General features: G+C 62.0%; 19 protein-coding genes and 1 pseudogene. 5 read left to right on the top strand and 15 right to left on the bottom strand.

Annotated features, from left to right (window positions below):
- The 4 genes from IV500_RS18135 to IV500_RS18120 form a co-directional block, all read left to right on the top strand.
- On the top strand, positions 1 to 1,386 hold a 1,386-nt coding region (locus IV500_RS18135; protein WP_230855142.1), incomplete at its 5' end, for an HNH endonuclease signature motif containing protein.
- A 278-nt stretch (positions 1,387 to 1,664) separates the two neighbouring features.
- Positions 1,665 to 2,360, top strand: coding sequence for an endonuclease NucS (gene nucS, locus IV500_RS18130; RefSeq protein ID WP_196398220.1), 696 nt, complete (start codon positions 1,665 to 1,667; stop codon positions 2,358 to 2,360).
- Positions 2,361 to 2,444: 84 nt separating this feature from the next.
- Positions 2,445 to 3,746: an N-acetylglucosamine-6-phosphate deacetylase gene (locus tag IV500_RS18125; protein WP_196398219.1), complete on the top strand. Its 1,302-nt coding sequence runs from the start codon at positions 2,445 to 2,447 to the stop codon at positions 3,744 to 3,746.
- A gap of 176 nt (positions 3,747 to 3,922) precedes the next feature.
- Complete coding sequence (locus IV500_RS18120) at positions 3,923 to 4,126, top strand: cold-shock protein (RefSeq protein WP_196398218.1); 204 nt, start codon at positions 3,923 to 3,925, stop codon at positions 4,124 to 4,126.
- A gap of 21 nt (positions 4,127 to 4,147) precedes the next feature.
- Here IV500_RS18120 and IV500_RS18115 read toward each other — a convergent pair whose 3' ends face one another.
- From IV500_RS18115 to IV500_RS18050, 14 genes are all read right to left on the bottom strand, one after another.
- Positions 4,148 to 4,579 (bottom strand): DUF2550 domain-containing protein, encoded by a 432-nt coding sequence (locus tag IV500_RS18115; RefSeq protein WP_196398217.1) that lies wholly within the window; start codon positions 4,577 to 4,579, stop codon positions 4,148 to 4,150.
- Positions 4,580 to 4,589: 10 nt separating this feature from the next.
- The gene (locus IV500_RS18110; RefSeq protein WP_196398216.1) at positions 4,590 to 4,883 is read right to left on the bottom strand and encodes a F0F1 ATP synthase subunit epsilon; all 294 of its coding nucleotides are present in this window, start codon (positions 4,881 to 4,883) and stop codon (positions 4,590 to 4,592) included.
- 1 nt (position 4,884) lies between these two features.
- Positions 4,885 to 6,339, bottom strand: a complete 1,455-nt coding sequence (atpD, locus tag IV500_RS18105; protein ID WP_196398215.1) for a F0F1 ATP synthase subunit beta — start codon at positions 6,337 to 6,339, stop codon at positions 4,885 to 4,887.
- 74 nt (positions 6,340 to 6,413) lie between these two features.
- The gene (locus IV500_RS18100) at positions 6,414 to 7,307 is read right to left on the bottom strand and encodes a F0F1 ATP synthase subunit gamma (RefSeq protein WP_196398214.1); all 894 of its coding nucleotides are present in this window, start codon (positions 7,305 to 7,307) and stop codon (positions 6,414 to 6,416) included.
- A gap of 97 nt (positions 7,308 to 7,404) precedes the next feature.
- Positions 7,405 to 9,042, bottom strand: a complete 1,638-nt coding sequence (gene atpA / locus IV500_RS18095; protein ID WP_196398213.1) for a F0F1 ATP synthase subunit alpha — start codon at positions 9,040 to 9,042, stop codon at positions 7,405 to 7,407.
- Between the two features lie 110 nt (positions 9,043 to 9,152).
- Complete coding sequence (gene atpH / locus IV500_RS18090) at positions 9,153 to 10,007, bottom strand: ATP synthase F1 subunit delta (protein WP_196398212.1); 855 nt, start codon at positions 10,005 to 10,007, stop codon at positions 9,153 to 9,155.
- A complete protein-coding gene (locus tag IV500_RS18085; RefSeq protein ID WP_196398211.1) occupies positions 10,007 to 10,573 on the bottom strand; it encodes a F0F1 ATP synthase subunit B in 567 nt (188 codons plus the stop codon). The genes atpH and IV500_RS18085 overlap by 1 nt, the downstream gene beginning before the upstream one ends.
- A 42-nt stretch (positions 10,574 to 10,615) precedes the next feature.
- A complete protein-coding gene (atpE, locus tag IV500_RS18080) occupies positions 10,616 to 10,834 on the bottom strand; it encodes an ATP synthase F0 subunit C (protein WP_196398210.1) in 219 nt (72 codons plus the stop codon).
- A gap of 73 nt (positions 10,835 to 10,907) precedes the next feature.
- Complete coding sequence (atpB, locus tag IV500_RS18075) at positions 10,908 to 11,702, bottom strand: F0F1 ATP synthase subunit A (RefSeq protein ID WP_196398209.1); 795 nt, start codon at positions 11,700 to 11,702, stop codon at positions 10,908 to 10,910.
- Between the two features lie 97 nt (positions 11,703 to 11,799).
- The gene (locus tag IV500_RS18070; RefSeq protein ID WP_196398208.1) at positions 11,800 to 12,138 is read right to left on the bottom strand and encodes an AtpZ/AtpI family protein; all 339 of its coding nucleotides are present in this window, start codon (positions 12,136 to 12,138) and stop codon (positions 11,800 to 11,802) included.
- Positions 12,131 to 12,655 (bottom strand): Cg1360 family ATP-synthase-associated protein, encoded by a 525-nt coding sequence (locus IV500_RS18065; protein ID WP_230855141.1) that lies wholly within the window; start codon positions 12,653 to 12,655, stop codon positions 12,131 to 12,133. Before IV500_RS18065 ends, IV500_RS18070 begins: the two co-directional genes overlap by 8 nt.
- Before the next feature lie 93 nt (positions 12,656 to 12,748).
- Positions 12,749 to 13,762, bottom strand: a complete 1,014-nt coding sequence (locus IV500_RS18060) for an MraY family glycosyltransferase (protein WP_196398207.1) — start codon at positions 13,760 to 13,762, stop codon at positions 12,749 to 12,751.
- Positions 13,762 to 15,594, bottom strand: a complete 1,833-nt coding sequence (locus tag IV500_RS18055) for a polysaccharide biosynthesis protein (protein WP_196398206.1) — start codon at positions 15,592 to 15,594, stop codon at positions 13,762 to 13,764. Before IV500_RS18055 ends, IV500_RS18060 begins: the two co-directional genes overlap by 1 nt.
- Before the next feature lie 210 nt (positions 15,595 to 15,804).
- Entirely contained in the window at positions 15,805 to 17,736 is a 1,932-nt protein-coding gene (locus IV500_RS18050; RefSeq protein ID WP_196398205.1) for a glycosyltransferase, read from the bottom strand.
- A 168-nt stretch (positions 17,737 to 17,904) separates the two neighbouring features.
- Between IV500_RS18050 and IV500_RS22320 the strand changes: the two genes are divergently transcribed.
- Entirely contained in the window at positions 17,905 to 18,927 is a 1,023-nt protein-coding gene (locus IV500_RS22320; protein WP_281064073.1) for an NAD-dependent epimerase/dehydratase family protein, read from the top strand.
- A gap of 244 nt (positions 18,928 to 19,171) precedes the next feature.
- Here IV500_RS22320 and IV500_RS22315 read toward each other — a convergent pair.
- Positions 19,172 to 19,657, bottom strand: a pseudogene (locus tag IV500_RS22315) (L-threonylcarbamoyladenylate synthase); the annotation flags it as partial.
- Positions 19,658 to 19,707: the final 50 nt, after the last annotated feature.

Below are 19,707 nucleotides of genomic sequence, written 5' to 3'. Positions count from 1 at the left end.
CAGGGGATCTGGAATCGGGCGACCAAGGCCGCCCGTGCGGCCCAGGGCCCGGATGAACCCCGGACACTGACCCAGCTGCGTTTGGACATCGCCGCCGACTGGCTACTCAACAACACCACCCAGAACAACACCGGCCAAAACAACAACAGCAACAGTAACGGCAACGACAACGGCAACGGTGCTGATGGCATAACCGACGCGGCGGAAGTAGTTGAAGACGTCGTCGCTGCTGGGTCCGCTGAGAGCGGCGCAGGAGAGGCTCGAGACGCCGGAGACACCACAGTCATCGACCTCACCGGGCCTGCCGGGCCTGCGGGGCCTGCCAGGCCTGCCGTGGTCATCGACGTCGGTGAGCCTGGAGGCGTGGGTGAGTTGGAGGACCTCGGTGAGTTGGAGGATCTCGGTGAGTTGGATGAGGTGGATGACCCGGATGAGATTGATGAGGGGGTTGGGAGTGTGGGTGGGTGTCCTTTCCCGCGGGCGCAGGTTTTGGTCACTGTCCCGGTGTTCGCTTTGCTGGGATTAACTGATGAACCGGCTGAGTTGGAAGGCTACGGGCCGATTCCCCCGGATATGGCCCGTCAGCTCGCCGCTGAGTGTCCTGAAATGATCAGGTTGCTGATTCATCCGCATACCGGGGAGCCGCTGGCGATCGGCCGGGAACGGTACCGGGTGACCGGGCGTATGCGGGCCTGGTTACGGGCCCGGGATCAGACGTGTACGTTCACCGGCTGTAATACCGTCACCGCTGATACGCAGCTTGATCACATCACCGGCTGGGAACACGGCAGCGGGACCAGTGACAAGGAACTGACCGATGAGTGTAAAAAGCATCATCTGATTAAACACCTCAAAGACGGTAAAGACCGGCACGGGAAACGCACCAGTGCTTTCGCTACCCGGGATGGGACATCTCCGGACGGGGAAACCAGCGTCGGTGACCGGCCCGGACCACGGCTGCGGGGCTGGACCCCGTCCATGACCGGTACCGGGCAAACAGCCTGGACCTCACCGGCCGGGACGTACTACCCGCCACCACCACCAGACCACCACCCACCACAGCTTCCACCACAGCTTCCAACACGCCTTCCAGCAATGCGACCAGCAATGCGACCAGCAATGCGGCCAGCACGGCTCACCGATCCGGGAGCCACCACAACGGCAAAGACAGGCACAGCAAAGACAGCCAAAGTAACGACAGGTAAAGCAAGGACAGCAGGCACGATCCCGGCAGGCACGATCCCGGCAGGCACGATCCCGGCAGGCACGATCCTGCGTCAAACAACCCCGCCACCGGACCCCTGCCAAGACGCCACCTACCGCACCCTGTACCTGATCGACTCACAAATCCCCCACGACCCCGAAGGAAGCACCCCCGCAGGCTGAAGGCTCCAGGTAGTAGCGGCAGGTGCCGCCTAATGTCTACTGTCTACGATGGCAAAGTCCACAAGCATATGGTTCATCCAGGGACTCCCACCCCCGCGGCCGCAGCACCGCAGGCGTGGCCACGGCATCGTCCGCAAAGCTGTGCTGCCCCTCTGCCCGTCAAATTCTGACGCCCGTGCGGGTTCTTACGCCCGTGCGGGTTCTCACGCCTACGCGGGTTCTTACGCCTGTACGGGCATTTCGCGATCGACCACGCACGGGGCGGTAGAGTTCTCAGGGTGCGTTTAGTTATAGCTCGTTGCTCTGTTGATTATGTCGGCCGGCTTAAAGCTCATCTCCCGCTGGCCATCCGCCTGCTGCTGATCAAGGCCGATGGTTCGGTTCTGGTCCATTCGGACGGCGGTTCCTATAAACCGTTGAACTGGATGAGTCCGCCGGCCACGGTCCGGAGGACGACCCCGGCTGAGACGGATCTCGAAGAGGGTGTGCAGGAACAGTGGATTGTCCAGTCGGCTAAGGCCGATGATCGGCTGATCATTAACATTTATGAGCAGCTCCATGACAGCAGCCACGATCTGGGCGTGGATCCGGGGCTGATTAAAGATGGTGTGGAAGCTGATCTGCAACGTCTGCTGGCAGAGCAGATCCATACCCTCGGCGATGGCTTCACACTGATCCGCCGCGAGTATTTCACCGCGATCGGGCCGGTGGACATTCTGGCCCGGGATGCGACCGGCGGAACGGTCGCCGTCGAGCTCAAGCGCCGGGGCGATATTGACGGCGTTGAGCAGCTGACCCGTTACCTTGAGCTGTTGAACCGGGACCCGCTGTTGGCACCGGTTCGCGGAGTGTTTGCCGCGCAGCAAATCAAGCCGCAGGCAAGGGTGCTGGCGGTCGACCGCGGCATCGAGTGCCTCACGCTGGACTACGACGCCATGCGCGGGGTGGATGACACGTCAACGCGGCTTTTCTAGACCGGTTTCGCCGCATGGCGCATCGCACGAGTTATATTGCACGGTTCTCAGGGTAGGCCAAAGCTGCTTGACTAGACTCATTGGATGACTTCGATTGCTTCCCCGGAACCTGACAAGACGAGCACGGACAGGAAGCTGATTACCGGCACGCTGGTGAACGATGGGACCGTTATCGACGACGGATTGCTGGCCGTCGAGGGCGCCAGGATTACCTATGCCGGCGCAGCCTCGGGTTTTGACAGCTCGGGTTTTTCCGTCGGGCCTCCCGGCGCGGCGCACTCAGTCGGGTCTGTCGACGTCGAGCGGCTTGAGCTCCCGGCCGGCTCGTTTATCCTGCCCGGACTGGTAGACATTCATAACCATGGCGGAAATGGCGGGGACTTTCCCGGCGGGGAGGAAGCGTCCGCGCGGCGGGCGGTGGATTTCCTGCACCGCAGCGGCACCACCACCTTGCTGGCCAGCATGGTCACCGCCTCGCGCGAGGATCTGCTGGCGGGAATTGGCGTTTACGTTGGCATGACGCGCGAGGGGCTGCTGGCAGGGATCCATTTGGAGGGTCCGTTCCTCTCCCATGCCCGCTGCGGGGCACAGAATCCCAAGTGGCTGCGCGAGCCGGATCTGGGCCTGATGGCCGAGCTGATCGAGGCCGGCCGGGGCCAGATCGTCACCATGACGTATGCTCCTGAGCTTCCCGGTGCTGCCGGACTCGTGGACCTGATGACAGCGCACGGCATCACTCCCTCGCTCGGGCATACGGACTGCGATACGGCGACGGCGGCAGCGTCGCTTGCGCAGGCCCGTGACGGACTGTCCTCTAGCGGGTTTGCCAAGACGGGCGGGCGACCGACCGTGACGCACCTTTTCAACGGTATGCCGCCGATGCATCACCGCTCCCCCGGCCCCGTGGCCGCTTGTCTGCCGGCTGCGAAGGCCGGGCATGCCGCCGTCGAGCTGGTCGCAGACGATACGCATCTTGATCCGCGGACGGTCCGGATGGTCTTCGACCTGGTGGGCGCGGGCAATGTGCTGTTGGTGACGGATTCAATGGCCGCCGCCGGACTTTCCGACGGCCGGTACATGTTGGGGCCTTCACCCGTCACGGTGACGGACGGTGTAGCGACGCTGGACGCGACGGGCTCGATTGCCGGCGGCACGGCAACGCTGCTGGATGTGGTGCGCCGGACCTGCGCGGCTGGAATTCCGCTGCAGGACGCGGTGCTGGCGGCAACCGCCGTTCCTGCCGCGGTTCTTGGGCTTTCCAGCGAGGTCGGCGGCCTGCGCCGCGGGCTGCGGGCGGACGCTGTAATCGTGGACGGTGGGCTGCGCCTCACGAGTGTGCTCCGGCAGGGATCGTGGCTGCGCGCCTGGGAATCCGCTGCCTCCTGACGCTGGCCCAACCACGCCGGCCGCGGTTCCTGCTCCGCGTGGTTGTCACGGCAAAAAAATGGTCAGACAGCAGAAAACTACACACAGTCTTTGTGCACGTGGTTTTCATGCGCACAAGTGACCCTGGCTCCGGACGAAGTGTGCGGCGCTGACAGTTCCATTTTTGAGGAAAGAACATGGCACAGGGAATCGTTAAGCGGTTAGACGCGGACAAGGGCTTCGGCTTTATCATCCCGGACAATGCAGACTCAGATGTCTTCGTTCACTACTCTGAAATTCAGTCCGGCGGCTTCCAGAGCCTCGAAGAGAACCAGCGTGTTCAGTTTGAAGTCGGCCAAGGAACGAAAGGCCCGCAGGCCACCGGTGTAACGGCGCTCTAGTAGTTGCCGTCCATGCGGGAGTTATCGCCAGGTCCCAATGCCTATCACGGGTCCAGCCTCCAGCCAGGACGACAATCCCGCATAGGCGTCAAACTTCATCGCCAGCAGCATCTCCTGACCCTCATAGCTCAGGGTAACAATGACGACGTCGGGCTGAACCCTGATTCGTTCGGATTCGGTGGGCTGCCGACGGCCAACCAGGACAATCGAACTGCGCCGGAAGGTATGCCGCGCGCGGGGGCTCAGCGACATCAGCCTGAACCATTCCAGATCCGCGTCCTGATAACGACAAACCCCCATCTGCCACCGGTTTCCCGACGAGCAAATGGAGGCGTCGACCGTTCCGAGGGCGCGCTGCAATTGAAAGCGGCGCACCCCGAACAGGCACAGAATGACGACGAGCAGCAGGAAAACCGCTGCAATGACGATGAACGGGGCTCCGGGCTCGTTCATCTGTTGGAGGCTATCGGATCCCCGCGCTGGCTGAACCGGCCGCATCGTGAAGCTGAGCATTGTCAGCCACAATGACAACCCGGTCGCTGTCCACCGAGAAGAACCCGCCGTCAACGCTCACGGAAATCCTGGCACCGTCAACGGGCTCAATGGCCAGGTCACCCTCGGCAAGAATCGCCAGCACTGGAGCGTGTCCCGGCAGGATGCCGATCTCGCCGTCGCTGGTGCGGCCCTTGACCATCTTCGCCGCTCCGGACCAGACAAAATGATCCGCTGCGACGATTTCTACTTCAAGCTGAGCCATCTTACTTGGTCGATTCCTGGATGGCTGCCCACTGGCGCTCGACGTCGTCGAGGCCACCAATGTTGAAGAACGCCTGCTCGGCAATGTGGTCCACATCGCCATTGCAGATCGCGTTGAAGCCCTCGATGGTGTCCTTGATGGCTACCGTTGAACCGTCGACGCCGGTGAATTGCTTTGCCGTGTACGTGTTCTGTGAGAGGAACTGCTGAATGCGGCGGGCACGTGCCACCACAATCTTGTCCTCTTCACCGAGTTCGTCAATACCGAGGATGGCGATGATGTCCTGCAGTTCCTTGTTCTTCTGCAGAATCTGCTTGACCCGCACCGCGGTGTTGTAGTGCTCGTGACCGATGTACTGCGGGTCGAGGATCCGCGATGTGGAGGTCAGCGGGTCCACGGCCGGGTACAGTCCACGTGAAGCGATCTCACGGGAGAGTTCCGTCGTCGCATCCAAGTGTGCGAACGTGGTTGCCGGCGCCGGGTCGGTGTAGTCATCCGCCGGGACGTAGATGGCCTGCATCGACGTGATCGAGTGACCCTTAGTGGAGGTGATGCGCTCCTGGAGCAGACCCATCTCATCGGCCAGGTTCGGCTGGTAACCCACGGCGGAAGGCATGCGCCCCAGCAGCGTGGAAACTTCAGAACCGGCCTGCGTGAAGCGGAAAATATTGTCGATAAACAACAACACGTCCTGGTTCTGTACGTCGCGGAAGTACTCCGCCATCGTCAGCGCCGAGAGCGCAACCCGAAGACGCGTTCCCGGTGGCTCATCCATCTGGCCGAATACAAGCGCGGTGTCCTTCAGGACGCCCGCCTCTTCCATTTCAACCCAAAGATCGTTGCCCTCGCGGGTACGCTCTCCCACTCCGGCAAATACGGAGGTACCACCGAAGTTGCGGGCCACACGGGTGATCATTTCCTGGATCAGCACGGTTTTACCAACACCGGCACCACCGAACAAACCGATCTTTCCGCCCTGGATATACGGGGTGAGGAGGTCGATCACCTTGATGCCGGTTTCCAGCATCTGGGTGGAACCCTCAAGAGTTGCGAAGGCGGGTGCCTTACGGTGAATCGGCCAGCGCTCGGTGATGTTCAGCTCCGAGGCAGCAACGTCCAGCGGTTCGCCGAGGACATTGAAGATGTGACCCTTGACGCCGTCGCCCACCGGAACGGTGATAGGTGAACCGGTGTCTGCCACGGCCGTGCCGCGGACCAGGCCGTCGGTGGCCTGCAGGGAGATGGCGCGGACGAGGTTGTCACCCAAGTGCAGAGCGGTCTCGAAAGTGATGGTCCGGGTAACTCCGTCGAGGGTTACCGAGGTGGTGAGGGCGTTGTAGATTCCCGGGATTGCGTCCGCGGGGAACTCAACGTCCACGACGGGGCCAATAACGCGGGCAATGCGCCCGGTAGCACCGGCCTTGGCGGCTACCTGTTCTGTGCTGGTGACTGTCATCTCTCTCGCTTCAATCAGTAGATGGCGTGGGGTTAAGTCTAACGTGTGCGGAACCTTCAGCTCCGATGCTGCGGCTAAGACGCGTTCAGTGCGTCCGCCCCGGCAACAATCTCCGAAAGCTCCTGGGTAATTTCGGCCTGACGGGCCGTATTACGCAATCTGGTGTACTTCTTGATCAGATCTGTGGCGTTGTCCCCGGCCGATTTCATCGCCCTCTGGCGGGCCGCAAGTTCACTGGCAGCGGCCTGCAGGAAAGCATTGAAGATCCGGGATTCGATGTACCGCGGCAGCAGTGCATCCAGCACCTTTTCCGTCTCCGGCTCGAACTCGTACAACGGCAGCAGATCCTCGGCAGAGGTCGCCTGTTCCTCAACCACTTCAAGAGGCAGCAGACGAACAACGGTGGGTACCTGGACAACCATCGATTGGAATCGCGTAGAGACGACGTGGATCTCGTCCACGCCACCTTTCTCGTAGTCCGTTTCGAAGGCCGTCAATACTGCGGCCCCGACTTCCTGCGCCGTCTTGAACTCCGGAGCATCGGTGCCCCCGGTCCAGACCCGCGCAAATTCACGGCGGCGGAAATCGAAGTAGGCCTGAGCCTTGCGTCCGATCAGGTAGTACTCGATTTCCTTGCCTTCAGCAGTCAGCAGCTCCGTCAGAGCCTCCGCCTGCTTCAGAACGCCGGCGGAGTAGGAACCAGCCAGGCCCCGGTCAGAGGTAACAATGACGACGGCGGCACGGCGGATCTGTTCCGGCTCGGTGGTGAGCGGATGGTCAATTTCCGATTGAGACGCCACAGCCGACACCGCACGGGTGATGGCGTTTGCGTACGGCAGGGAAGATGCCACACGGGCACGTGCCTTACCAATGCGCGAGGTAGCGATCAGTTCCATCGCCTTGAAGATCTTGCGCATCGACGTCGTCGAGGTGATCTTCTGGCGGTAGACCCGGATCTGGGCTCCCATAGTCTTCCTTTCAGGTACCGCTGGTTGAACTAGTACAAACCCTGCCGGTCAGGCCTGCCGACACCTGCTGAGGTGCCGACAGGCTGGCCTTGGGTTGCTAGCGCTTCTGCTTGACGATTTTCTCTTGGTCTACGTCCGAGCCGTCCAGAGGATCATGCTCTTCGCGTCCGGCAGCCACCAGGTGGTCGTCGCCCTCGCCGAAGAAGCCCTTTTTGAACTCCAGGATGGAGTTCTTCAGCGCTTCCGCGGTGTCGTCGTCGAGCACGTTGGTTTGCGCCAGGGTGGTCAGTACCGAGGAGTTGTGCCGCAGGTGCTCCAGGAAATCGGCCTCGAAACGGCTGACATCCTCCACCGGGACATCGTCCAAGTACCCCTTGGTGCCCGCCCAGATGGAGACAACCTGGTCCTCGACCGGGAACGGCGAGTACTGGCCCTGCTTGAGCAGTTCCATCAGGCGTGCCCCACGCGTCAGCTGCTGGCGCGATGCGGCGTCCAGATCGGAGGCAAACATGGAGAACGCCTGCATGTCGCGATACTGGGCCAGGTCCAGTTTCAAAGTACCGGAGACCTTCTTCATGGACTTCACCTGCGCTGCACCACCGACGCGGGATACCGAAACACCCACATCGACGGCGGGACGCTGGTTGGCGTTGAAGAGGTCCGACTGCAGGAAGATCTGACCATCGGTAATGGAGATCACGTTGGTCGGGATGTAGGCCGAGACGTCGTTAGCCTTCGTTTCGATCAGTGGCAGCCCTGTCATGGAACCGGCACCGAGCTCATCGGAAAGCTTCGCACAACGCTCCAGCAGGCGGGAGTGCAGATAGAACACGTCTCCCGGGTATGCCTCGCGGCCCGGTGGGCGGCGCAGCAGCAAGGAAACGGCGCGGTATGCTTCGGCCTGCTTGGACAGGTCGTCGAAGACGATCAGAACGTGCTTGCCGCCGTACATCCAGTGCTGCCCGATGGCCGAGCCGGCATACGGTGCCAGGTATTTGAAGCCCGCCGGGTCGGACGCCGGGGACGCCACAATGGTGGTGTATTCCAGCGCGCCGTTATCCTCAAGGGTCTGCCTGACAGCAGCGATGGTGGAAGCCTTCTGACCGACGGCAACGTAGATGCAGCGGACCTGCTTCTTCACGTCACCCGAGGCCCAGTTAGCCTTCTGGTTGATGATCGTATCGATCGCAATGGCTGATTTACCCGTCTGGCGGTCACCGATGATCAGCTGACGCTGGCCCCGGCCGATCGGAATCATGGCGTCGATGGCCTTCAGACCGGTCTGCATCGGTTCGTGAACCGACTTACGCTGGGTAACTCCCGGAGCCTGCAGCTCCAGGGCGCGACGGCCCTCGGCATGTATCTCGCCCAGGTCATCGATCGGGACGCCCAACGGGTCGACAACGCGGCCCAGGAATTCGTCCCCGACGGGCACTGAGAGAACTTCACCTGTCCGGTGAACCTCCTGGCCCTCTTCAATGCCGGCAAAGTCACCAAGAACAATGACGCCGATTTCGCGTACGTCAAGGTTCTGGGCCAGCCCCAGCGTTCCGTCCTCAAAGCGCAGCAGCTCGTTGGCCATGACGGAGGGTAGACCCTCCACACGGGCGATGCCATCGCCGGCCGAGGTTACTCGGCCAACTTCAACGCGCTCGGCGTTGCCAGGCTCGTAGGACGCCGCGAACTCATTCAACGCGTTACGGACATCGTCGGCGTTGATGGTCAATTCGGCCATCTGCAGTCCCTGCTCTCCTATTTCGCGATCATCGTTGTTGACAATGACCTAGCTTTGACCAGTGCGGTTCAGATGACCGATGGTCGATTCGTCTCTATTGGGCAGGCTTTCTAGCCGGCCAGCTGGCGGCGAAGCTCGCCGAGCCGGGAAATAACCGAAGCATCCACTACTTCGTCCCCTACCCGGACACGCACCCCGCCGATCAGCGTTGGATCAACAATGACGTTGATCTTCAGCTCACGTTCATACAGGCTGTTCAGGCCAGCCTGGAGCCTCTGGGTCTGCTGTCCGGTCAACGGACGGCTAACCGTGATGCGCGCGATCCAACGCTGCTGCCGCGTAGCTGCCAGGTCCGCAAAGCGCTCGATGAGCTTTGTGACCCTGACGCCGCGCGGATGCGATACCGCCTGGCTGATCAACACCCGGGCCTCTTCGCCCGCAGAAGGTGCCAACTTCAGCGCCAACGTTCTCTTCGCCCCAGCGCTTGCCTGTGGTTGCGCGAATGCGCCCTGGATTTCGTGACTGGATTCAACGGCCTGATTGAAGGAGAACAAGTCGTCCTCCAAACGCTCCAGTCCGCGCACACCTGAACCGGCAATACCCGGAACGGAGCTGGGACTTGCAGCCCCGGCGCCGTTTTCCGCTACAGCAATGGCCACGGTCGCGGCCACTGTTTCGAGTGCATCGCCGATGTCACGGGCCGCTGCCCAGCGCGAGGCTGCCAGTTTGGCGACGATGTCTTCGGCCTGCGCCGAGACCTTGCCCTTGACCAGTCCGTCCACCAATGCAGCCTTTGCTGCACCGCTGCGCGACGGATCGGTCAACGCCCGCCGGAGACCGGCTGAGCTATCGACGGCGCTAAGAACACCGAACAACTCCTCCGCCAGTGTCAGCGACGCGGTTGGCAGCTGGTGCGCCAGATCGGCCAGGGCCGCGGTCAGCGATTCGCCCGATACACCTGCCATTACTGGAGAGCACCTGCGTTCTGCTTTGAGGTGCCCTGATCTTCCAGATCAGCCAGGAAACGATCAACCACGCGGGTGGACCGCTCATCATCGTTGAGCGATTCGCCAACAATTCGCCCGGCCAGCGTCGTAGCCAAGCTACCTACCTCAGCACGCAACGACACGACGGCGGCTTGACGCTCAGCGGCGATGGCCACCTGCGCCTGCTCCGTTATGCGAGCGGACTCGGCTGCTGCCTTGTCCTTGAGGTCCGCCAAAATACGGGCACCCTCGGCGCGCGCTTCTTCGCGGATGCGATTGGCTTCGGCACGGGCGTCCGTGAGCTGCTGCTTGTATTCGCTAAGCGCCGCGGTGGCCTCCGCCTGAGCCTTCTCGGCCTTGGCGATGCCGCCTTCGATCGCCTCGGTGCGCTCGGCGTAGGTCTTTTCGAACATCGGGACAACAAACTTGACCACGATGAACATGAGAACGGCAAAGCCGCATGCTACGACAAGTACTTCCCACCAGTTCGGTGCCAGAGGATTTTCCGACTCTGCTGTGGCGGCGGAAATCATGAGATTTTTCATATTTCGCCCGTCCTATCTACTCGCAAATGAAGTGTTGTCTCTTTACTTGAGAACGAACGCAAATACGAGACCAAGAATGGCGAGGGCTTCGGTCAGTGCCAGGCCGAGGAAGGCGATGGGCTGCAGGACGCGCTGGGCTTCCGGCTGGCGTGCGACGCCATTGATGTAGGCCGCGAAAACCAGACCCACACCGATAGCTCCACCAATCGCGGAAAGGCCGTAGCCAACGAGGTTGATAGAACCGTTGATTGTGCCGTTCATGAATATTCCTTTCAAGATGCCCGCAGGCAGGTTGTTTGGTTCAAGTTATCCCCCAAGGGGAATGTCAAAAAAATTAGTGGCTGTCCGCGTGAATGGCGCCTTCAATGTAGATCGCCGTGAGCAGGACGAAGACATACGCCTGCAGCACCATAATCAACGCTTCGAGCATATACATGGCGATCGACCCGACAAGGACCAGGACCGAGGCACCCTTCATCAGAACACTTTCCTGCATGATGAGGAATTCAATACCGGAGCCCGCGATCAGAACGATCAAGTGGCCGGCCAGCATGGTGGCAAAAAGACGCAAGCTGTGCGTCATCGGACGGACCAAAAAGTTGGAGATGACTTCGATCGGCACCACCAGCGGCAGAATGTACCACGGCACGCCCGAAGGAACAACGGCCAGCTTGAGGAAGCGGATCCCGTTTACCTTGAAGCCTGCACCGATCCAAATCACGTAGACAAGGGCAGCAAGGAAGTATGTGCCACCGACGTGCGAGAAACTGGGCAACTGAATGTACGGGATGGTGCCGTAGATATTATTGACCAGGATAAAGAAGAACAGTGAGAACAGCAGCGGAACATACTTCATGAAGTCCTTGCCGCCGATCACATCCTTGGCGACGGAGTTGCGAACGAAGTTATAGCCAATCTCGCCCGCGAACTGCAGCTTTCCGGGAACCAGTTTGCCTTTTCGTGCGGCGGCGATGAAAAACCAGGAAATTAAGACCACGGAGAGCAGGACCAGCAGCATCTGCTTGGTGAACTCGAAGTCTCCGATGGTGAAGAACGCCGGTAGGTGGCTATTAACGCCGGGCGGGTTAAACGTTCCACCATCTTGGGCGGGGAGCGTAAGCGCGATCAACGCGTTTCCTCTCTGCAGGGTCCGTACTCGGGCATGGTCCGGGGAAGCGGGCCTGCGGCCGCACCGTTACCCCCGGTGGTATTAAAATCTTGTGGCATTACGGCTGCTCAAATCTCTTTGGGCCCTCGACCGGCTGCGTTCCGGCGGCATCTTTGGTGCGGTTGCGGACGAGGCGACGGGCAAAGGACAGATAGAACCCACCGGCCAGACCTATAAAGGCGCCGGCCAGAACAAACCAGTGTGTTCCCAGCACATTATCCAGTCCCCACCCTATCAAACTCCAGACCAAGGTTCCGCCAAGGACGTAGCTGAAAACACTCAGTCCCGCGTTGTATCCCCCATTGCCGTTGGCGTCGGTGCTGCCGGAAGATGCGACCGAGACGCGCTCGCCCGTCCTCTCCCCACGAGCACCCTTCCGGCGCCGCCCTTTAAGCATCTTCCGTACCCTCCAGTGCATCGGGATGTCCTGGAGCCGGCTTGGCTGCCGCGTGTTCCTGCGGATCACCGTAGAGCAGATGACGGGTGCGGCTGAAGGCAAAGACTTCCGTGCCCTGCCAGACAACAACGACCACGACGGCGGAAATAACGGACCACATCGCGTCCAGCCATCCCGGTGCACCCAGGAAAAACAGGACCGCCGCGAATCCAACGACTTTGACCAGGTATGTCAGCATGAACAGACCAATTGCTCCGGACGGACTGTTCCGTCCGCCGTAGTGGCCCACCAGGAGGCTGATCGCGAAGAAGGTTACTACGATCGCCGAGCCATACAGCACGCTGAGCACCGCAGCCACTCCGGCGACAAGAGCCGCAACGACGCAAACCACGGCGATAGCGCCGACAGCGACGGCGAGGCAGCGCGCCAAAATGCGCAGCCAGGGAGACCTGGTTGGTCCAGAGACGACAATCCGGTCCGGCGGCACTGAGCCGCCGGAGGCGTGGGAGTCGCTCATGAAAAAAACCAATTCTCTTCGGGTCTGGACTGGAGTCCGACGCGACGGGGAGCGACGATAACACCAGCCCAAATTCTACACGAGATAGAAGTGCTACTCATGCAACAGCCGGCGCCTGCGAATGATCCGCTGGAAGATCGTCGGGGTGCGCAGGTAGAGCACCACCACGGCCGCGCAGAGGATTCCCATCGGCACCGACGCTGCTGTGCCTGCGCGGGCAGCCAGTACACCGAGAATACTCGTTGCCACCGTTGCGATTGTCACTACCGCCGTCGCCTGGAGGTGGCTCAGGCCGACGATAACTAGCCGTTGGTAGGCATGCTGGCGGTGCGGGGCGTACCAGCGCTCCCCCGCAATGATGCGCCGGATCAATGTGACGAAGGTGTCTGCCAGGTAGATGAGCACCGGCGAGAAGATGTACTCCACCGGTACGCCGGACAGGAATGCCGCCACGGCCGTCACGGAGATTGCCGCGCCCAGCAGATAGCTGCCGACGTCGCCCAGAAATACGCCCCCCGGGCTCAGGTTCCAGGGCAGGAAGCCGGCAAATGCCCCGGCGATAGCCACACCGGCATAGATCAGCCAGCTGTTTCCGGTGTACTGACCGGCCAGTGCATAGAAGAGACCAACTACCAGCCCGTGCATGCCGGAAATACCATTAATGCCGTCCATGAAGTTGGCGACATTAATATACGCGGCAACCGCAACAGCTCCCGCCGGGATCCACCAGTAGCCTTGCCCATGTGCCACCGTGGCCAGAGCCACGGTACCCAGCAGGCCCAAACCCAGCTGAAGGCCGGCGCGGACCCGGACGCCCAGCCCACGCAGATCCTCGATCCAGCCGATCGTTGCCGCGGCCATCATCACGGTCACGGCGGTTATCAAAATAACGCGACCCGCCGGATCGCGCGCGGCAAGGATAGCCGTCATCATTGCTGCGGCCAGCGCGATTGCGATGGTAATCCCCATCCCGCGGATGGTGGGGGTGCTGTGCGAGGACCGGTCCGAGGGAATATCGAGTACACCCCGGCGCAGCAGCCAGGGTTTGAACGCCAACGGCAGCAGCAGGCTCAGTGCCAGGGCCAGCGCCGCAACCAGAACGGCCATTAGGCGCCCGCTGCCAGGTCGTCGTCGGATTCTTCCAGGTCCTCCGGGGCAGGGCCGGATTCCAGCGCGCAGCGCAGCAGCCAGGTCTGAAGGCTCAGGGCATCCGGTGCCAGCGGAACGGCCGTGGTGTGGGAAATCTTGGGATGCAGCGGTTTGGCGTCCTCCTCGCCCACCCCAACCAGCTGTTCGTGCATTTTTTCACTGGGTCGCAGCCCGGTGTAGACAATTTCGATGTCTTTGCCGGACATGGCGATCATCCGGCGGGCTACATCCAGAATTTTCACCGGCTCCCCCATGTCCAGGATCAGCACATCGCCGCCATGGCCAATAGCACCGGCCTGGATCACCAGTTGGCAGGCCTCGGGAATCGTCATGAAAAAACGGGTCACGTCCGGATGCGTGACGGTGATGGGACCACCGGTGCGGATCTGCTCGGTAAAGAGCGGCAGCATCGAACCCCGGCTGCCGATCACATTACCAAAGCGCACGGAAACGTACCTTTCCCCGGTCTGCCGAGCCATCCAGGCCGTCAGCTTTTCCGCAGCCCGCTTCGAGTGGCCCAGCGCCGTCGTCGGGCTGGCGGCTTTGTCCGTGGAGACATTGACATACGTCTGCACGGACGCGGACTGCGCCGCGCGCAGCACATTGAGCGATCCAAGCGTATTGGTTTTCCAGCCCTCTTCCGGGTACTGCTGCAGCAATGGGGCGTGCTTGAGCGCGGCGGCGTGGAAGACCACCTCGGGCCGGCGCTCGCGGAAGATACGATTCAACGCCTCCGCGTCGCGGATATCTGCCAGCACGGTGTCCTTGCCGTTGAGCAGGCCGTGGCCGGAAATCGAAATCTGCGTCTGTTGCAGACCCGTTTCATCATGGTCAAGCATGATCAGCTCGGCGGGATTGAAGCCGGAAAGCTGACGGCACAATTCGGAGCCAATCGACCCACCGGCCCCCGTGACGAGGACGCGTCTGCCCGTGACATAGCCGGCAATCTGATCAAGCTCGATGTCCACCGGACGCCGCCCGATCAGGTCCGCGACGTCAATCTCACGGAAATCCGACATACCGGCGTTATCGGCGGCCAGCATATCCTTCAGCGGCGGCAGCACCAGCACTCTCACGTGCAGACCGGCGACGGCGTCGGAGATCTCCCGCACCTTGGTCGCCTCTACATGGGCGAACGCCAGCACCAGCACCGTCGCTTTGGTCCGGCGGATAATCTCCGGCAGGTCGGTGCCACGGCCGAGCACCGAGACCGAGGAGAGCCGCAGATGCTTCTTGGCGGCGTCGTCGTCAATCAAACCAACCGGGAAGTACGGCGATTCCTGATCCTGCAGCATGCGGTTTATCAGCGAGTTGCCGAGGAATCCGGCCCCGTAAACCAGCGTTTTCTGTGTCCCCTCGCCAGGCTTGGCCTTGCCCTCGACATAGAGGCGTTTCATATACCGAATGGCTGCCATGAAAAGGCAGGCAAACGGGAACGCGATGGCTCCGACGCTGCGGGCAATGTGGATTTCGCTGACCAGGAGGTAGAGGAAGATGAACATCACAGCCGCCACGATCAGCGTCACCACAACGAGGATCCTGGCCTCGTGGAAGCTTCCAAAGGCGTATCTTCCGCGATACAGCGCCAAGCTCCATCCCGCGATCAACTGCGTCACGATGGCGACAACCATCAGCAGGATAGTTCCGCCAACGTGGATCAGGGTGACATCAAGTTCATAGCGCAGCAACAACGCCAGGGCAATAGCCACTACCCAAGCGAAGGAATCCAGCACAAACTGGGACCACAACCACAGCGCCGGTTTGGTATCGGATCTATTGTCGCTTGCCACGCTCACATCCTGTTCAAGAAATTCCGTTGCACACTATTGCCCTGACGCATCCGCACCGCCGCTGGAGCCGTTTGTGAAAACGTGCCCGGACCGTGCAAATGACTGTTTGCCCTTCTAAAAGTACAACGAATGGGTCGACTTCCCGCGCAGCGCCGTCCGGGCTGCGCTGTCTGCACCCGTCATTGGCCCTATAAATTGTTCCGTGGCGGGTCAGTCTTCGCGGTGCGCCGTGGGTTGTGTACCGTGGGCTGTCCGGGCCGCCGGCGCGACGAGGTTCCGGTAACTGCCCATCCGCAATGGCGTCGGCAGGAAGCGGTAGCCGCCCCGGACGACAATATTGCGCAGGTACTGCAGCCGGGAGATGTAGCCGGCCGCCAGAAGCCTCGACTGCAGCGTCAGTTCCGCGCGGAAGATTCCGAGGCCACCGCGGCGTTCATAGGACCCCGCACTGACCCGGTAGAGGACCAGCGGCTCGTTGACATTTTCCACCGTTGCGCCGGCTGCGAGCATCCGCATCCATAACCAGTAGTCTTCCGCCTGCGGGACGTGCTGGTACCCGCCGACCCGCTGGACGGCAGAAACACGAAAGACCGCCGTCGGATGGTTGATCGGATTGCGCATCGCCGATGCCCGGCGAATTGCCGCGGCCCCCACGGGCACCGTCCGGACCGCCAGCAGCTCGGATTCGCTTCCGCCGATCTCCTGCATGCCCGCTCCGACAAGGTCAGCACCGGCAGCAATGAGCGGCAGTTGGCGCTGAAAGCGGTGTGGCAGGCAGACATCATCGGCATCCGCCCGCGCCACCACGTCGTAGCTGCAGCGGGTCAGCCCGATGGACAGTGCGGCCGTGAGCCCGGCGTGTTCTGCCAAAATCACCCGTTGGACCGGAATCGTAGTCAGTTCCGATAGCCCGGACAATACGCCCTCGAGCTCTGGCCCCACCGGCCCGTCCTGGACAATGACGATCTCATGCGGGGGGACGCTTTGCTGCCACGAGGCGGAATCAAAGGCGCGGCGGAAGCGCTCCGCCGAGTCATTGGCGTAAACGGGCATCAATAGGCTGAAGGGCAGGTCCGCGCGGGCGGCTCCTGGCTGCTGGCTTAATTGGGCCTGCGGCGTTCCGTGAGCGGACGGCGGATGATCCGCGGCCGCCTGGACCCTGGTCTCCGGACCCCCTGCGGCGGTCAGCTCGGCAATCGGGTAGATACCGGCAAATACCTCTGAATTGGGGCGCGGGGCATGCAGCGCGGCTCGCCCGCCCCGCACCAATCCGTCCAGCAGCACCCTTCGTTTGCCGGAGCGGGCCAGCGCCCGGATCCACATCCGTAAGGTGGCCCCCGAATACAGGAACTTTTCCCAGCCGGCCAGGGAACGAGAGCGGCTGAAAGTCCACAATTTGTTCCGCACGTCATAGAAGAACCGCGGGCCGGGATCCACATCCGAACTGCCGAACTTCGCCGTGTGATGTGTCACCACCGATGCGGGAACCTGGATCGCGTCGGCAAAGCGCGACAACCGGGTTGTGAACTCGAAGTCATCGTTCCAAATAAAATAATCCGCCCGCGGCAGGCCGTGCTCCCGGATAGCAGCGCCGCTCATCATAGCGGAGACAAAGGAAGCCGAACGAATAGGCATGGCATTGACCCGCTGCGCCAAGCGCTTTTGCTCCCTGGTGGCACCGATCCGCGGTCCCATGGTGTTCATCGGGTGGTCCCTGCCATCCACCCAGACCACCCGGCTGGCCAACAGGGCGGGTCGGCGCTCGGGCGCCGGTGAGTAGTTCTGCCAGGCATCAACCAGTGCGCTCAGCGATTGCCGGTGCGGCTCCGTGTCGTCGTCCATGACCCAGACAAGGTCCGCGGAATGCTTCCGGACAGCCCGCTCGATTCCGGCGGTGAACCCGCCGGCCCCGCCGAGGTTAACCGAAAATTCCACGAGGTCCACCAGATATGGCAGCTGCGTGTCCCGGACAGATCCGGCCGAGCCATCCGTCGAAGCATTATCCACCACCACCACCACGTCAGGCAGCAGCGAACCGCCGGCGATCCCCTGCAGCGTTTTCCCGAGGAGCTCCCTCCGGTTGTAGCTGACCACAACAGCAACAACGCGCGGGCTGCGCGCGCCAAAATCCGGGGAATTCATTCCTCGTCAAATACCTTCCAGCCGTCTACAAGCGGTCATTCCGGCTGCCTGGGGACGTCCCATGATGCTTTTTGCGACAGCTAACGGCCGGGAAGCGGCCGGTAGACTCAATTTACGGAGACCGGTCATCAGTCTAACCGGGACTGCACCCCTACGGACATTGCCTCAATGAAGATGGAGAAACATCACGTGCTAGTTGCAGTGCTCGGTGCCGGCGGATTTGTTGGCTCGGCCATCGCAGCCGAATGTGCCGCCCGCGGCCTAAATGTCCGTCCGGTACACGCTCCGCGGCTGGACTCCTACGCCGGCGACGCGGCCGACCTCATCCGTGAGGCACGCTCACCGGCAGCCTCAGCCGCGGCAGCACACCTCGCTGCGGAATTTTCCGGCGTGGATGTGGTGGTCAACGCCGCCGGGCTCGCGACACCTCGTCATGCCGGCTCACCGGCACTGACCGGGGCCAATGCGCTGCTCCCCTGCATCGTCGCCGCAGCGGCAGCCCAGGCCGGCGTCCACCGCGTAATCCAGCTCAGCAGCGCGGCCGTCCAAGGGCATCGGCCGGTGCTCGATGAGTCAGCGGAGCGAGCCCCCTTTTCCGCCTATTCCCGCTCGAAGTCCTTGGGCGAGGAGGCCTTGCTCAAGGTCGGGCGAGGGGGAACCGAAGCAGTAATTCTGCGCGCCACGTCCGTTCAAGGACCAGGACGTCCGACGACGGCGGCACTGGCCAAACTGGCCGCCTCACCCCTTGCTTCGGTTGCCGCTCCTGGCACCGCCGCGACGCCGGTCAGCTCCATCAACGCGTTGGCTTGGTTTACCGCAGAGATAGCACTCCATGCGGGCTCCATCCCGCAGATCGTGCTCCAGCCGTGGGAAGGGCTGAGCGTCACCGAGGTCCTGGCGGCGGCCGGCGGAAGAAAGCCGCTGAAACTTCCGACCTGGCTATGCAGGGCGGCCCTGTCCACCGGGTATTTCCTCTCCCGGCTAGCCGGGGAACGTCTGCACGGTTCGCTGCGGCGGCTGGAACTTATGTGGTTTGGTCAGGCGCAACAGCCTGGTTGGGCAGAGCAGCAGGGGCTGCTTCCCCAGCCGCAGGCCTCTGCGGTTCTCCGGCAGGCGGCTGCACAGCAAGGGACTGTTCATGCTCTGCCGGAGAATCGCCGTCCGAGGCCGAAGTCCACTGAGTCGTCATAACTGCGGCTTCATCGAGTTTAACGGGGCTATCCAGCCCAACAGGACTCTCCGGCACGGCCGGCACCGCTGCGTCCGCAACGGCCGGCACATCTGCCTCCGACACTGCGGGCACATCTGCATTGGCCAAAGCAACCTGCTCGTCCTTCTCCGGCAGTTCCCCACCCAGACCCACAATGGATGGAACGACGTCCCGCAGGCGTTCCAGCGCGATAGCCCCCGCGCGGACCACACGCAGGATCCCGCCGGTCGCGTCAACGATGGTCGATGGAAGCGGATCCGTGCCTTCGATCGGTCGGAAACCCGCCTCCAGATAAACCTCCACCGATTCCGCCAGCTGCGAGCGCGCCTCCGAGGCGCTCTGCGCAGCAGCCTGCCCTGTGCGATTGGCCGACGAAACGGCCAGCGGGCCCGTTATGGTCAGCAGATCCAGGGCCAGCTTGTCGTCAGGCATCCGCAAGGCAACGGTACCCATGGTGTCGCCAAGATCCCACGTCAGTGATGGTTGTGAATGGAAAATCAGTGTCAGACCGCCCGGCCAGAACTGCTCCGCCAGCTTCCGTGCGTCGTCGGTGATGTCCGTGGCCAGCCCGTCCATGGTGTTAAGCCGGGGAATCAGCACCGGTGGCGGCATGGAACGGCCGCGTCCCTTGGCAGCAAGCAGTGTGGCCACCGCCTGCGGGGAAAAGGCATCTGCCGCGATCCCATAGACGGTGTCCGTGGGCATGACCACAACCTGCTTGGCAGCTATCGCCTTTTGCGCATGGGCCAGGCCCTCGGCGC

Source organism: Arthrobacter terrae, from assembly GCF_015708085.1.
GTDB lineage: Bacteria > Actinomycetota > Actinomycetes > Actinomycetales > Micrococcaceae > Arthrobacter_M > Arthrobacter_M terrae.
The sequence above is the reverse complement of the archived record's forward strand: the minus strand, read 5'-3'. Positions and strand labels throughout refer to the sequence as shown.